The sequence below is a fragment of the Ruegeria aquimaris genome, assembly GCF_025751555.1.
In the GTDB taxonomy this organism is placed as follows: domain Bacteria; phylum Pseudomonadota; class Alphaproteobacteria; order Rhodobacterales; family Rhodobacteraceae; genus Ruegeria_B; species Ruegeria_B aquimaris.
On sequence record NZ_JAOWLB010000025.1, the window covers coordinates 45,020 to 59,789 of the forward strand.

Here is a 14,770-nt window from a genome sequence, read left to right on the forward strand (position 1 = left end):
TTCCGCAAGGCCATCCTGCGCGGCAGGCCGTTTTGCGCCCGGCGGGTCTGATCTGACTTTTTCCTGCGGTTTCCGAGCGTGTGGGTTAGCCGAACAGAAGTTCCAGAACCGCGAAACCGCCAATCAGAACCATGCCCGTGACGAAAGCGGTCGAAAACAGGGTCAGAAGAAGCCCCGCAACAAACCAGTAGCCGTCGCGCTCGCTCAGGCCGAGTGCGAGCATGATGATCGACAGGGCCGGCAGACCGTTGGCGAAGGGGATCGGAAGGAAGAGGAAAATCGCGAGGATCAGGGTCGCAGCACCGATAAGGCGTTCGGCCAGCGGGTAGGAGGTCGGCCACCAGCGCGGCTTGGCCAGGCGCTCGATCCGTTCGACGTAAGGAACCGATACTATGACGATCCGGTCGAAGGACGCGCGCTCGATGGCGCGGTCGGCGACGAACCGCGGCAGCCAGACGTCCGGTCGGCCGAGAATCAGTTGCACAGCCAGAAACATCAGCGGCACCGCGGTGAAGACCGACGAGCCGGGTATGAACAGGAATACGTTCGGAGCGGCGAAGATCACCATAAGCGGCGCGAAGCTGCGGTCGCGAAGGGCGTGGACGATATCGCCGACCGAAACCCGCGTTCCTTGTCCCGCCGAGATGTCGCGCAGCACCTCGGACAGCTTCCGTCCCGGCCGCCGGTTCAGAAGCGGTTGGTTGGCATCCATGGCGGTCATTCCGTCTGAATCGGATTGACCGCCACAGAGGGCGCCGCAACGGTGTGTCGCGTCTGCCAGAGCGACAAAGCGATGCCGCCGATCAGCAGCGTTGCGGTGACACCAAGTGAGATCACGGCAGGCATCTTCTCGATCCCCAGAAGCTCTGCCCCGATGACCTTGGCGCCGATGAAGACGAGCACCAGCGAGACCGCGGTCTTGAGATGGATGAAGCGATGCATCATCGCCGAGAGCGCAAAATAAAGCGCCCGCAAGCCGAGAATGGCGAAGATGTTCGAGGTATAGACGATATAGGGGTCGGTGGTGATCGCGAAGATGGCGGGGATCGAGTCGACGGCGAAGATCACGTCTGCCAGTTCGACCATGACGAGCGCGAGAAAAAGCGGCGTGACGAAGAGCTTGGAGGCTCCTGAGGTGCCGACTGGCTGGCGCACGACGAACCGCTCGCCATGGAGCCCGTCGGTCACGTTGAAGCGGCGGCGCATGAAGCGCAGAACCGGGTTGTGCGCAACGTCATATTCCGCGTCGCCGTCGCGCAGCATCTTGATGCCGGTGAGGATCAGGAATGCCGCGAAGATCAGCAGCACCCACTCGAAGTGTTCGACCACCGCAGCACCAACGCCAATCATGATCCCGCGCAGGATGATCACGCCGAGGATGCCGCAGACAAGGACCCGGTGCTGATAGGCGCGCGGCACGCCGAAATAGGCAAAGATCATCGCGATGACAAAGATATTGTCCATCGCGAGGCTTTTCTCGACGACAAAGCCGGTAAGGTAGAGAAGCGCCGCCCGTTCGCCCATGAATTGCCAGATCCAGAGCGAAAACAGGAGGCCGACGCTGACGTAAAACGCGGAGAGCAACAGGCTCTCGCGCACGCCGATCTCGTGGGATTTCCGATGCAGCACGCCGAGGTCGAAGACTAGGAGCGCCACAATGAGGCACAGGAAGAGCACCCAGCTCCACAGGGGCTTGCCAAGACAGTCGAGTGACAGAAGATCCAAGATTGGGCTCCGGAATTGACCCGCCCGCAGAGGCGGTCAGAGACGGCGACCATGTAGATCGACGCAAGATCGGAACCCGAGCCATCGATAAATGGGAATTGCCGAAACTCCGGCAAGCCCGGTCGAAAAGAATATTTCCAGACGGTCGATTGAACGGCAGAAGGCCGCGAGCGATGCAGGCTTCGATCATCGTCGGCGAGACGCCACGACCCACAGAACAGGCGGTTGTTGGAGCCGGGGCCCAAACCACCAAAATTCACCGGGGCTCAAACCGCAAGTTGACCCAACATGGTTATCAATAAAAATCAAATGGTTGGACGGCGATACAGCAAAAACGCCCAAGACAATAGGTCGAGAGTATATCGACCTAGAGAGACCAAGCGGGCCGCCCCGAGCCACGGCCGGTTCACAGCCCCTCCCGCATAACCCTCGAAAACAACAGAAAAAAGGCTCGGTGGCGATCCACTGGCCTACAAACGAAAAGCCAGGGGGGCTGACTTTCACAGCAGCGGTGAACACCTACCTAGTCGAAACGCCCGCTGCTGTCGGCACCAAGGCGACTGGCAAGGCGGTGCTTTGGCAGCCCATTGCTGTTTTGTGCCGTGATTGATTTGTGATACCGTAGCGCGCACTGAGTTCGCAGGCGACGCCGGGCGGTTCGGCCAATTATTAAGGCACGAACCTGCTGTTTGCACAAACCCGTATTTATCTGCGTGACATCGGATCACTCGAAACGATTTCACGCGTTCCGGTCCTTCTGCGGTCTCCCACTAAACAGGAATACTCATTGGTTATTGAGTCTTTCAAATGTCTGATTTGGCAAGCCGCGAGACCAATCCGGGTAGCGTTCTTTTTCATGAAAGCGCTGTTTCGGCGGCGGTGCTCGGAACGGATTCCTTCGACGTTGTCGAAGGCACCGCTGGCAATGATACCCTGGACGGGTTGGGGGTGACGACACCTTGTTCGGCTATGACGGCGATGATCGGCTGATCGGGGTGCGGGCAACGACAACCTGTTCGGCGGTCTGGGCGACGATGTGCTGATCGGCGGCCCCGGCTCTGATCGGCTGCACGGCGAAGGCGGTTTGGGAGACAGGGTTATCCTGGACTACAACACCACCGATGTGACCATCTCGCTAAGCGGGTCGTTCTTTACCTTCCAGTCCTTTGAAGGGGCCGACGAGATCATCGGCGTCGAGATTTTCCAGTTCCTAGACCAGACGCTGGATGTGGCCGGCCTTCTGGATCTGATGCGCGGGCCTGTCGCTGGCACACGTATCGTCGGCACCCCTGATGCTGACGCGCTGGGTGGCGATGCGGGCGCGGATACGATCGAAGGACTTGACGGAAACGACCGCATTCTTGGGCGGGACGGCAATGACAACATCCAGGCAGGCGATGGATCTGACACCGTGAACGGTGGCACCGGGGATGATACCATCCTTGGCGGAGAGACAGGCGCGGACTTGCGCGATGAGATCTACGGCGATGACGGCAATGACAGCATCGACGCCGGAGCCGGCAACGATCTCGTTTATGGGATGAACGGCAACGACACGATCGCGGGCGGCGCCGGGGTCGACGAATTGCAGGGTCAGGATGGCGACGACGTCATCACCGGATCGAGCTTTTCCGACCTCGTGTTCGGCGGCGCGGGCGACGACTTCGTCAACGGCGGTTTCCGGCATGACCGGATCAACGGTGGCACCGGCGCGGACAAGTTCTTTCATGTCGGTGTCGAGGGTCACGGGTCGGACTGGGTGCAGGACTACAGTTCGGCCGAAGGCGATGTTCTGCTCTTTGGCAATGCCTCCGCCACCCGCACGCAGTTCCAGGTGAACTTTGCGCATACGGAAGACGCCGAGGGCGAGCGCGCGGGTGACGATGCGGTGCAAGAGGCGTTTGTGATCTATAGACCCACGGGCCAGATCATGTGGGCGCTTGTGGACGGGCAAGGGCAGGACAGCATCAACCTGCAAATCGGCAGGGACGTTTTTGATCTCCTGGCCTGATCGCCACCTTGCTTCCCGAGACATCGAGGTTGATCTAAATCATATCGAAAGTGGAATGTAACGTTCAGGCTTGGTCGGAGAATTGTCTCGATCAAGTCTGGAGGTCTGAATGTCCATCGGTAACTACTGGTTTCGGCCTGACGGTTCCGAGTTCGCCGTCAACAACGCACGCGCATCGGTCGTCGGGGCGTTTTCGGATGGCGTCAACATTACGGTGCTCGACAACGGCAATATCGTTGCAGTCTGGGACGATGCCACAGCGCCCAGTTCGATCCACGCCCAGATTTTGACGCCCGAGGGCACACCCGTCGGCGACAGCTTCCAGATCAGCCAACCCTCTCTGGTGCCCGGCGGCGGTGAGTTGCCCCATTGGAGCCCGACCGTCACCCCTACCGCAGCGGGCGGGTTCTTTGTCGCCTGGGTCGTCGAGGAATACAATGGCGGCTACAACACCGGCCGTAACGTGCTGGGGCGAACCTATGACGCCAGCGGAACCGCCTTGAACGACCAGTTCGTCGTTGCCAACCAGGTCAGCGACAGCGGTTGGGTCGTCACCAGCAGTTGGGAGACCTACCCCTCGCTCGACACGCTGTCTGATGGCCGCATCGTCATGGCCTTCTACGACGATCTCGACATCACGGTGAAGGTCCTCTCGGCAGATGGCACCAGCACATTGCAAAACACCCATGTCAACACCTCCTCGACCACGCTTTGGCAGCGGGATCCGTCCGTTGCAGCGCTGTCCGGGGGCGGGTTCGTCGTCTCCTGGTCCGACGATCTGGAGGACGAAGGCGGCCATGGCGTCTATGCCCAGATCTACGATGCCACCGGAGCGGCGGTGGGCGGGAACTTCCGGGTGAACTCGGACTCCACCGGAGTGCAGAACAGCCCGGTAGCGGTCGGCCTGGCAGGCGGTGGGTTTGCCATCGCCTTCGCCGACAGCTGGGCCGAGCATATCCCCGATAGCTGGAACCATGTTGCCGTGCGCGTCTATGACGCCGCGGGAAATCCGCTGGGGGCCGACATCCATGCCGACCCGCACCTTGGCGATGGTCAGGGCGGCGCCTATGATATCGGCATGGAGGCGCTGCCCGACGGCGGTTTCATGATCCTGCGCACGCGGCATGTCGATTACCACGATGTGCGCAACGACATCTATGGCACCCGCTACGACGCTGCGGGCAACCAGATGGGCGACAGTTTCCTGATCAACAGCTTCCAGACCTACCACCAGTCGAAGCCCCGCGTGGTCGCGCTCGAAGATGGCCAGATCGCTACCGTCTGGTACGACTGGGGCAGCACCGACCGTGCAAACGGCCTTTACGGTCAAGTGTTCGACGTTGCCCAACTTGGCGGCACGCCGACCGAAGAGGATGACGTGATCGTCTTCGACGACAGCGGCCATGATGTGGATCTGCTGGGCGGCAACGACCAGGCCCTTGGCGGGACCGAGGACGACACCTTCCGTGGTGGTGCAGGCAACGACCGTCTTGGCGGCGCGGGTGGCAATGACAACCTGATCGGCGACGCGGGCAACGACACGCTCGAAGGCGGCGACGGAGATGACATGCTGCGCGGCGGTGCCGGCGATGACCTGATGACCGGCGGCGACGGCGCGGACGAGTACGTCATCGAACCCGGCGGCGGCGCCGACCGGATCACCGATTTCGACCGGTCCCAGGACCGGCTCAGTTTTGACGGGGTCGATACCGGCGCCGCCACCGGTGCAAATGTGGATGGGAACAGGGTCATCACCTTCGAAGACGGGGCCACCTTGACCCTTGTCGGGTTCGGAGCGAACAATGCGCCCACCGGCAGGCCCGCGATCACCGGCACCGCCCGTCAGGGCGAAAGCCTCGGTGTCGATCTGACCAGCATCGCGGATGCCGACGGGTTCGATCCGGCAGACGTGGACATTCAGTGGCTACGTGACGGCACGGAGCTGCCCGGCGCCACCGGCGCGACCTATGCCCTCGGACAAGAGGATGTCGGTAGCCGCATCTCGGTTCGCATCACCTATGTCGACGGGTTCTTCATAGAAGAGTCCATGACCAGCGCCATCACCAGCGCGATCGAGAACGTCAACGACGCGCCCACAGGTGAGGTGGCGATCTCCGGCATAGCCGCACAGGGCGAGACCTTGACCGCCGACGCCTCGACCGTCGCGGATGTCGATGGGTTCGACCCGGCGGCCGCATCGGGTCAATGGCTGCGCGACGGCACGGCCATTTCCGGCGCCACCGCTAATACCTACACCCTGACCCAGGCAGACGTCGGGGCCGAAATCTCCTTTGCCTACAGCTACACCGACGGTTTCGGCTTCCGTGAAACCGTGACCAGCGCCGCCACGGACGCGGTCGAAAACGTCAACGACGCGCCCACGGGTGACGTGGTGATCTCCGGCACGGCCAAGCAGGGCGAGACTCTGACCGCCGACGCTTCGGGGGTTGCCGATGCCGATGGCATTGTCGATGGGTCGCAGAGCTACCAGTGGCTGCGCGACGGCACGGTCATCCCCGGGGCGACGGCGGCCAGTTACCTGCTGACCGCAGCCGATGTGGGCGCAACCGTCTCGGTGCGCTTCTCCTATGGCGACGGTCAGGGGACGGTCGAAAGCCTTACCGCTGTGGGCGCCGGGACGGTCGAACCCGATCACCTATCCCTGACCGGCACGCCGGAGGCCGACGTCCTCGTCGGCGGGCCGGGGGACGACACCATCCTGGGCCTCGACGGCAACGACCGGCTCTTGGGCGAGGCAGGCAATGACAGCATGGATGGCGGTCTGGGCGCCGATACGCTCAACGGCGGCGATGGCGATGACATCATCATCGGCGGCCCGTCCGAGGGCGATCTGCGCGACGTGATCTTTGCAGGTGAGGGCAATGACAGCGTCGATGCGGGCGCGGGCAATGACCAGGTCTTTGGCCAGGGCGGCAACGATACCATTGCCGGTGGCGCGGGCGTGGACGAGATCCAGGGTCAGGATGGCGACGATGTCATCACCGGTTCGGCGTTTTCCGATCTGGTGTTCGGCGGCGCCGGGAATGACTTCGTCAATGGCGGCTTCGGGCATGACCGGATCAATGGCGGCACTGGCGCCGACAAGTTCTTCCATGTTGGTGTCGAAGGGCATGGCTCGGACTGGGTGCAGGATTACAGTTCTGCCGAGGGGGACGTGCTCCTGTTCGGCAACACGACCGCCACCCGTGCCGACTTCCAGGTGAACTTCGCGCATACGCAGAACGCCGAGGGCGAACGTGCGGGCGACGATGCCGTACAAGAGGCCTTCGTGATCTATCGCCCCACCGGTCAGATCATGTGGGCGCTGGTCGATGGTCAGGGGCAGTCAGCGATCAACCTGCAAATCGGCAGCGAGGTGTTCGACCTGCTGGCCTGATCGCGCGTTTGCTGTGAGTCCGGCCGGGGCGGCGACAGCTATCTCGCGACCGGGGAGATTGCGGATTGCGCCAGTCTTGGGCGTGATCGGTATAACTTCGAAATGACCGCGCTTTGTCCCGGTTCGGTTGTCGATACGCGATACCAGCGCGCCAACGGATCGCCACAAAAGGGAGGAACTGACCGTGTCTGCAACAACGGATCGCACCCGTAACATATCCGCCAATCCCGATACTGGTGACATCCCGCTGGCAATCGCGCCTCCACCGGATTCGGAAACGACGATCACCATTCTCAGCCTGCCGGAAATCGGTGACATCATCCTGCCCGGCGCCGCGCCGCTGGCCCCCGGACAGGAAATATCGGCAGACCAGCTTTCGCGCCTTGCATACCGCCCGGACACGACCGGGGCCGGCAGTGACTTGTTCACATACCAGTTCACTGAAACCAGCGGTCGGCGAACCGAGATCGGGGTCGACGTCACCACAACCGGCGCTCTGTCCGGCACTGCCCTCTACTTCCGGGCCACCTCCGATGCATTCGGGCGCGAGCTCTGGCGCTTGTTGCCAACCGGTCAGGTCGCGCAAGTGGCCGACATCTACGAAGGCCCCAACGACGGCGCGCCAAACAACCTCACCCGGTTGGGTGACACGATCTATTTCTCTGCCCGCACCCCGATCAATACGCGCGACGACACCGGGGCCGAGCCATGGCGTGTGGGCCCGGATGGGGTTGTCGTCCAACTGGAGGAAATCAACCCGGGTCCACCGCATGGCAACCCGAACGATTTCACCCCGTTCATGGGAACGCTGTACTTCGAGGCAACAAACGAAGACACCGGCTATGAACTCTATCGGATCGGTTCCGACGGGAATGCCGAACTTGTCGCCGATATCAATCCGGGCCCGGCGGATTCCATTGCCAAGTCGTTCACGGTCTACGGGGATGCGCTGTATTTCTCGGCCAAGACCGACGCGCTGGGAACCGAACTCTGGCGCGTCACCGCATCCGGCGAGGTCGAACAGGTCCGGGACATCAAGACCGGCAGCGGAAGCTCCAGCCCGGGCGAGTTCACCCTGTTTGATGGCGCGCTCTACTTTGCGGCAAACGGGGACAGCGGCGGTTCACAGTTGTGGCGCGTCGATCCCGACGGTGTCGCCCGGCAGGTGACCACACAGGAACAAGTCGGGTTCAACGCCATCCCGCGGGCCTTGCAGGTTTTCGACGACCAATTGTGGTTCCAGGCCGACGATCCGGCCTTTGGCGGTGCATTCGATCTCTATCGGCTGGGCGCAGGCGACATTCCGGAACTGGTTCATGATTTCCGGGTTGGCGGCCTGTTCTCGGAAATCCGCGAGATGCAGGTGTTCGGCAACGCGCTCTACTTCACCATTGGCGAATGGGCCGAAGACGGCAGCCCCCTGGGCAACGAGCTTTGGCGCGCGTTCTCGGACGGTACCGTTGAACTGGTGGCCGACATCAATCCCGGCGGATCCTCATCCAGCGCCCATGATTTTATCGTCTTCGGTACATCCCTGTATTTCACCGCCGAGGACGGTATTCATGGGCGGGAACTCTGGCGCGTGGATGCCGATGGCATTCCCGGCCTGGTCCGGGACCTCAACCCCGGAGAAGACAGCGGCGCGGGCAACCTGCATGTGTATGACGGCGCACTCTATTTCGTCGGCAACGACGGGCTGACTGGGTCCGAACTGTGGCGGATGACGGCGGACGAAACATTCGAACGGGTTGCCGATATCCACGATGGTCCGGGAGACTCCTACCCCGGTGGCTTCGTTGCCTTGCCGATCGAGGCCACCATCGGCATGTCGGATGGAAGTGTTCTCGACGATGTTCTGTTCGGCTCCGATGCAGCGGACCGGGCCGAGGGCGGTCCGGGGAACGACCGGATGTCCGGGCTTGGCGGAAACGACAGTCTCGATGGCGGTCTGGGTGCCGATACGCTCAACGGCGGCGATGGCGATGACATCATCATCGGTGGCCCTTCCGAGGATGACCTGCGCGACGTGATCTATGCGGGCGAGGGCAATGACAGCGTCGATGCCGGTGCAGGCAACGACCTGATCTTCGGTCAGGGCGGCAACGACACTATCGCGGGCGGCTTTGGCGTCGATGAGATCCAGGGGCAGGACGGGGATGATGTGATTACCGGTTCCGCCTTCTCGGATCTGGTCTTTGGCGGCGCCGGGAACGATTTCGTCAATGGCGGCTTTGGCCATGACCGCATCAATGGCGGTTCGGGCGCCGACAAGTTTTTCCATGTCGGAGTCGAAGGCCACGGGTCGGACTGGGTGCAGGATTACAGTTCTGCCGAGGGCGATGTCCTCCTGTTCGGCAATACCGCCGCCACCCGCGCCGATTTCCAGGTCAACTTCGCCCATACCCAGAACGCCGAAGGTGAGCGTGCGGGCGACGATGCGGTGCAGGAGGCTTTCGTGATCTATCGCCCCACGGGCCAGATCATGTGGGCGCTCGTGGATGGTCAGGGGCAGTCCAGCATCAACCTGCAAATCGGATCGGAGCTGTTCGACCTTCTGACCTGAGCCACCTTACCAACAGCCCTTCATGCGAGGTATGCGATGACTTTGGCCAGTACCCTGCGGGCATGCATCCGGACCCAGTGGATCATCCCGTCACCTGCGGGAAAAGCCGAACTGCTGCGCATCGGGGAAGAATGCGGGCATGATATCGACGGGTTGATGGAAGTGGCCAAGCCCGCGCCTACAAGCGTTGGCTTGCCCAGATGCGCGGTGGACGCCCATTTCAGGCCGTGGGACGGCCGCGCCTGACGCAGGAGCTGCGCGACGTCGTCACGCGCATCGGGTCTGAAAATCTCTTGTGGGGTTACAAGCGGATCGCAGGCGAGTTGAAAAAGCTGGGACTCCATGCCGACGCCAATTCCGTCAAGCACATCCTCAATGATGCGGGCAAGCGCGAATGCCTGAATTTCGTTGTCTGCTTCAGCCGTTCCCAGTCCGACCAAATTCTTGGGACCTGGGTGCATCATTACAACACCGAGCGTCCACATCGCGGGCGAGACATCGGGAACAACGTGCTGCAAGTCGATTTCCGACCCGTGCGCGACGGCCCGATCCGGCGCAATCGCAAGCCTGGCGGCATTGTCACATCCTACACCCGCGAGGTGGCGTGGGTGCCATGGCCGAGCGAAACCAGTCCCAAAGATGGACAGTACCGATTTCATCTTGTCGGGTTTCACCACAGCCTATGTCGTTTCACGGTAACAATAGATCAGGCCTTGCATGTATTTTGGCACCCCTCTCAGGGAAGGCCAAAGACGCTGGGGGAAGCACAGGGCCGCGGCTGGTGGACCTTCAGAGCCGAAGCGATCCGTTTGGACCACCTGATTGCGCCAATCTGGCCGAGCCGCCGCGCAGCCGCACGATACTCTCCTGAAATCATGGCGCGCGGACGCAATGGTGTCGCTGTTTGGTACAGCGGTCCATGACGGTTCCGAGCAAGGAAATCAGAAAGCGCGGTTGGCACCTCCGCGCATTTCTTAACCCGACGCCTCGTCCGCAAGACCCAACTGCGCGAGCCTGATGCGCTGACGCGCGGCCAGCGCCTCGATCTCGGCTGTGGCAGCCGGTGTCAGCACCGCACCTGGTTTCCGCAGCGTGGGGTGGGCGATGACGCCTTGCCGGGCCAGAGAATACTTGCGGATCGCCAATCCGATGCCTGGCTGGGCCTCATAGCGGATCATCGGCATGTAGGCGTCAAACACATCGCGCGCATGGTCGATGTCGCCCGCGTTGACCGCGTCGATGACACGGCGCATCATCTCGGGATACCCAAAACCGGTCATCGCGCCATCCGCACCGCGCAGCATCTCCTCCAGCAGGTACATTCCGCCGTTGCCGCAGAGGATCGAGATACTGCGTGCGCCTGCGTCTGAAGCAGCCCGCAGCGTGCTTATCTTTTCCAGCCCTGGCCAGTCTTCGTGCTTCAACATCACGCAAGTCGGGCAGGTCTCGACCACCTTCAGGATGACCGTGGTGGAGATCTGGACACCCGTCGCAAGCGGAAAATCCTGCAGCACAAAGGGCGTTTTGCCAAGGGTTGCCGCGATATCCTGAAAGTAGCTCAGGATCTGCGCGTCCGTCCTCAGGGTATTGGGCGGAGCGACCATCACACCGGCGGCACCGGCATCCATCGCTTCATCGCTCAGCGCCGATATGGCGGCGAGCCCCGGTGCCGACACGCCGACCACCACCGGTACGGAGCTGCGCGCGATGACCCGCCGGACGACGGCGACGGATTCCTCGGCTGTCAGCTTTCCCGCCTCGCCCATCATCCCAAGAATGGTCAGGCCGTTTGCGCCTCGCGCGATGTAGGCGTCCACCATCCGGTCGATGCTGTCGAAATCCAGCGCACCATGGGGCAGAAACGGGGTGACGGCGATGGTGAATACGCCCTTGGTTGTTTCGTCAAGCATGATTGGATCTCGTCGATGCGTGTGACATGTTCAGCCGGATCTGGCCGAGCGCCATGCTGACGGCGCTCTGCGTGGGTTCGACCACCGGCAGACCGGTGGCTTCTTCGAGCGTGGCGCGATACCGGGCCATGCCCGCGCAGCCCATGATCAGGACATCCGCACCGTCCTTGTCGCGCAGCCGACGACCCGTGGCGATCATGGCGTCCAGGGTCTTGTCCGGTTCCGCCAGATCGGCAACGCCAAGGCCAAGCGCCCGGTCGCCGGCCAACCGCCCAAGCACCCCCATGGCGCCGAATGCCCGCAGATGGCGCGGGATCGAGGTCGGCAGGATCGCGATCACGCCGAACCGCTGGCCAAGGGTCAGCGCGGTCATGACCGCGGCCTCCTGAATGCCGACCACGGGCAGCCGGGTCTGGTCACGCAGCGCGTGCAGCCCCGGATCGCCGAAGCAGGCGATCACATATCCCGCCGCATCGGCCTGCGCCTCGGCCAATGCCAGCATGGGCGCGATGGTCAGGTCGGCCTGACGCTGGCTTTCAATGCCTTTCGGCCCCTCAGAAAGGGTCAGGCAGCGGATCGGGATGCCAAAGCTGCGCAACGGGGCGACCGCCGCATCGATACCATCGGTGACGGTTTGCGAGGAATTGGGATTGATGACGATCAGGTGTTTCATGCGCCGGTTCGGGTCGTGGATTGGATTTCGATTTGATAACCCTCGGGGTCACGGAACACAAAGGCGCGAATGCCGAGCTGGTCGTTTTCGAACAGCCGCGACAGGCCATCCAGCCCCTTGGACTGCGAATAGGCAAACCAGCCATCGACATCCGACACCCGGATACAAAGCTGCACCGGTTTGTCTGCCGCCCATTTGTTCATGCCACGGGTTTCATCAACCAGCCCGACGTGGGCGCCAGAACAAATCCGGTAGATCTTGCACCAGCCCTGATCGATGGCGAGGGTCAGTCCCAGAACCTCTTCGTAAAACCGCATCGCCTGCGGCAAGTCGCGGTAATAGAAGAAGGTGATGGCGAGTTGCGGGTCCAACGGGGGTCGCTGCATTTCATCCTCGGATCAAGAGACCGGCGCGACCGGTCTGGTGGCGAGTGTGGGGCGCTCGATCCATTGACCCGCGCCCGGTTTGCCGACGAAGGCGCCGTCTTTCACGAGGCTTTGCCCTCGCAGGATGACATGCTCGGGCCAGCCCGTCACGCGGAACCCCTCCCATGGATTGTAGCCCACGTTGTCGTGCAGATCGTTGGGCCCATAGGTCACGGTTTTCTCAGGATCCCAGACCACCACATCCGCGTCCATCCCCAGGGCGATACCGCCCTTGCCCCGGAGCCCATAGAGCCGGGCCGGAGCATGCGCGGTGAGTTCGGCAAATGCCTCGGGTCCCCCCCTGCCACCGGTCACCATCGCGTCGAACATCAGCGGCAGACGGGTCTCGAGCCCCGGCAGACCGTTGGCGATCTGGTGAAATCCGGCATTCAGACCCGCTGCGAGCTTGCCGGTTTCATCAAACCGGTAAGGGGCGTGATCGGAAGAGACCAGATCCAGCGTCCCCGAGAGCAGCGCCTGCCACAGCGCCGTTTGATCTTGCTCGGTCCGTTGCGGCGGAGAACACATCCACTTCGCGCCTTCAAGTCCGGCCCGGTCCAGCACCTCTTCGGTCATGAACAGGTAGTGCGGGCAGGTCTCGGCCCAGATCGGCGCGCCCCTGTCCCGCGCTGCGCGGACCGCTTCTGTCGCCTCCTGCGTCGAGATGTGAAACAGCATCGTCGGCTGACCGATGTATTCGGCAAACCGGCAGATCCGTTCGACGGCTTCGATCTCGGCCATGCGGGGCCGGGACTTGGCGTGATATTTCGGGGCCGTGCGCCCGGCGGCGACAAGCGCCGCCCGCGCCTCGGAAATGATCGCATCGTTTTCGGCGTGAACGCAGACCAGCGCGCCATTCTGTCTAGCCAGCCGGAGAACGCGCAGCAGGTCGATGTCATCAAGTCGGATGTTGTAGGTCGTGAAAACCTTGAGCGACCGGTGACCGGCTCCGATCAACCTGGCCAGATCAGCTTCGAAACCGGTCACGGTCGGGTCCGTGAGCGTGAGGTGAAAGGCATAGTCGATCATCGCACCGCGCGCGGCGCGCGCCGCGTAGTCGGCCACGGTGTCAACGAGGGTCTGGCCCTTTTCTTGCGCGGCAAAGGAAATCACGCTGGTCGTACCGCCCATCGCCGCCGATTTGGTCGCGGTTTCGAAAGTATCGGCGTTCCATTGCCCCATACCTGACATCTGTTCGATATGCGCATGAGGATCGACGCCTCCGGGCATGACCCATTTCCCCTTGGCCGCGATCTCGGCCTTTGCCGTGGCGACCGGGCGACCAATCGACACGAACCGGCCCTCCGAAATGGCAAGATCCCCGTCAACTACTCCGTCGCGGGTCACGATCCGACCGCCACGGATGACAAGATCTGGATTTGCGGGCATGGCTCGGTCTCTCTTGGTGCGATTGGGCAATGCACCGGAGCATGCCGCCCAAACCTGCGGCTGCATAGTCCCAGGGTTTGTCTGCCGCGTGAAATCCGTCCCGGGTGCCGGCGCCTGAGCGGAAGCAACCGCACAGGCATTGGTGAAACCGCCCTGACCGCCGCGACCGCGTACCTGCTGACGCCGCCAGTCAGACCGACGCCCATCGCAATCCGACTTCTTCCGGCAGCAGGCTCCAGACCTGATGGCTTCAGGTGGCTGGCGTCCTTCAGGTCGCGCAGGGAGACCTGAAGGACGCGCCACTTTTTCTGGCTTGGCGATGCCCGGATGGAGCGCATGAAGCATTTCTTGCCGAAGAGCCTCGCCAGACCCCGCATCGATGACCGGCGTGTCCCGAGGGGAATGATCGTCTTCAATTGCGACGGGTTGCGGTGGTGCGATGCGACGCGAGAGCAGGGGCCAGCGAAACCCCTGCAGGATCGTTGAAGCCAGTGGAGCGGCGATGGGTCTTTGGCAGGATCATGTTGGGCCGGGCGGCTGTCCGGGGACCTTCTTCTCAGCAATCGCGCTGGCCGCGACAGTCCTGGAATGGCCCAACTGACTAGGTCATGTTGACAAATGTCTGAGTCAAAGCCGGATGGAGGTAATGTCGATGAAACCCAGGAAGCTTTCCATGG

General features: G+C 62.3%; 12 protein-coding genes and 1 pseudogene. 7 read left to right on the top strand and 6 right to left on the bottom strand.

The features are described 5' to 3' along the window. Positions 1–85: 85 nt before the first annotated feature. Positions 86–721 carry an exopolysaccharide biosynthesis protein gene (locus tag OE747_RS21935; RefSeq protein WP_263830600.1) on the bottom strand — a complete coding sequence of 212 codons (636 nt, stop codon included), beginning with the start codon at positions 719–721 and terminating at the stop codon, positions 86–88. Then, positions 718–1,725: a TerC family protein gene (locus OE747_RS21940; protein ID WP_263830601.1), complete on the bottom strand. Its 1,008-nt coding sequence runs from the start codon at positions 1,723–1,725 to the stop codon at positions 718–720. Before OE747_RS21940 ends, OE747_RS21935 begins: the two co-directional genes overlap by 4 nt. A gap of 807 nt (positions 1,726–2,532) precedes the next feature. On the opposite strand from OE747_RS21940, the gene OE747_RS21945 reads away from it, so the two are divergent. The 7 genes and pseudogenes from OE747_RS21945 to OE747_RS21975 all read left to right on the top strand — a co-directional run bounded on the left by OE747_RS21945 (position 2,533) and on the right by OE747_RS21975 (position 10,619). Next, positions 2,533–2,715: a hypothetical protein gene (locus OE747_RS21945; RefSeq protein ID WP_263830602.1), complete on the top strand. Its 183-nt coding sequence runs from the start codon at positions 2,533–2,535 to the stop codon at positions 2,713–2,715. 16 nt (positions 2,716–2,731) lie between these two features. Further along, positions 2,732–2,797, top strand: a pseudogene (locus tag OE747_RS24615) (hypothetical protein); the annotation flags it as partial. Between the two features lie 51 nt (positions 2,798–2,848). Further along, positions 2,849–3,736: a calcium-binding protein gene (locus tag OE747_RS21955; RefSeq protein ID WP_404818350.1), complete on the top strand. Its 888-nt coding sequence runs from the start codon at positions 2,849–2,851 to the stop codon at positions 3,734–3,736. Between the two features lie 109 nt (positions 3,737–3,845). Then, the gene (locus OE747_RS21960; RefSeq protein ID WP_263830603.1) at positions 3,846–7,133 is read left to right on the top strand and encodes a calcium-binding protein; all 3,288 of its coding nucleotides are present in this window, start codon (positions 3,846–3,848) and stop codon (positions 7,131–7,133) included. A gap of 184 nt (positions 7,134–7,317) precedes the next feature. Then, positions 7,318–9,696, top strand: a complete 2,379-nt coding sequence (locus tag OE747_RS21965; RefSeq protein WP_263830604.1) for a hypothetical protein — start codon at positions 7,318–7,320, stop codon at positions 9,694–9,696. A 36-nt stretch (positions 9,697–9,732) separates the two neighbouring features. Beyond that, the gene (locus OE747_RS21970) at positions 9,733–9,942 is read left to right on the top strand and encodes a hypothetical protein (RefSeq protein WP_263830605.1); all 210 of its coding nucleotides are present in this window, start codon (positions 9,733–9,735) and stop codon (positions 9,940–9,942) included. Then, on the top strand, positions 9,924–10,619 hold the full coding sequence (locus tag OE747_RS21975) for a transposase (RefSeq protein WP_263830606.1): 696 nt from the start codon (positions 9,924–9,926) through the stop codon (positions 10,617–10,619). Before OE747_RS21970 ends, OE747_RS21975 begins: the two co-directional genes overlap by 19 nt. Before the next feature lie 51 nt (positions 10,620–10,670). Here OE747_RS21975 and OE747_RS21980 read toward each other — a convergent pair whose 3' ends face one another. Genes OE747_RS21980 through hydA form a run of 4 tightly spaced genes read right to left on the bottom strand, consistent with a single transcriptional unit; the run spans position 10,671 to position 14,093 of the window. Then, entirely contained in the window at positions 10,671–11,606 is a 936-nt protein-coding gene (locus OE747_RS21980) for a dihydrodipicolinate synthase family protein (protein WP_263830607.1), read from the bottom strand. Beyond that, complete coding sequence (locus tag OE747_RS21985; protein ID WP_263830608.1) at positions 11,599–12,279, bottom strand: aspartate/glutamate racemase family protein; 681 nt, start codon at positions 12,277–12,279, stop codon at positions 11,599–11,601. The genes OE747_RS21980 and OE747_RS21985 overlap by 8 nt, the downstream gene beginning before the upstream one ends. Then, positions 12,276–12,665, bottom strand: coding sequence for a VOC family protein (locus tag OE747_RS21990; RefSeq protein WP_263830609.1), 390 nt, complete (start codon positions 12,663–12,665; stop codon positions 12,276–12,278). The genes OE747_RS21985 and OE747_RS21990 overlap by 4 nt, the downstream gene beginning before the upstream one ends. Before the next feature lie 12 nt (positions 12,666–12,677). After that, positions 12,678–14,093 (bottom strand): dihydropyrimidinase, encoded by a 1,416-nt coding sequence (gene hydA, locus OE747_RS21995; protein ID WP_263830610.1) that lies wholly within the window; start codon positions 14,091–14,093, stop codon positions 12,678–12,680. Between the last annotated feature and the right edge of the window lie 677 nt (positions 14,094–14,770).

What these genes read in the sequence shown, in the direction of transcription:
- OE747_RS21985 (WP_263830608.1), bottom strand. Translation starts at nt 12,279, where the DNA reads ATGAAACACCTGATCGTCATCAATCCCAATTCCTCGCAAACCGTCACC.
- OE747_RS21960 (WP_263830603.1), top strand. Translation starts at nt 3,846, where the DNA reads ATGTCCATCGGTAACTACTGGTTTCGGCCTGACGGTTCCGAGTTCGCC.
- OE747_RS21990 (WP_263830609.1), bottom strand. Translation starts at nt 12,665, where the DNA reads ATGCAGCGACCCCCGTTGGACCCGCAACTCGCCATCACCTTCTTCTAT.
- hydA (WP_263830610.1), bottom strand. Translation starts at nt 14,093, where the DNA reads ATGCCCGCAAATCCAGATCTTGTCATCCGTGGCGGTCGGATCGTGACC.
- OE747_RS21980 (WP_263830607.1), bottom strand. Translation starts at nt 11,606, where the DNA reads ATGCTTGACGAAACAACCAAGGGCGTATTCACCATCGCCGTCACCCCG.
- OE747_RS21945 (WP_263830602.1), top strand. Translation starts at nt 2,533, where the DNA reads ATGTCTGATTTGGCAAGCCGCGAGACCAATCCGGGTAGCGTTCTTTTT.
- OE747_RS21970 (WP_263830605.1), top strand. Translation starts at nt 9,733, where the DNA reads ATGACTTTGGCCAGTACCCTGCGGGCATGCATCCGGACCCAGTGGATC.
- OE747_RS21935 (WP_263830600.1), bottom strand. Translation starts at nt 721, where the DNA reads ATGACCGCCATGGATGCCAACCAACCGCTTCTGAACCGGCGGCCGGGA.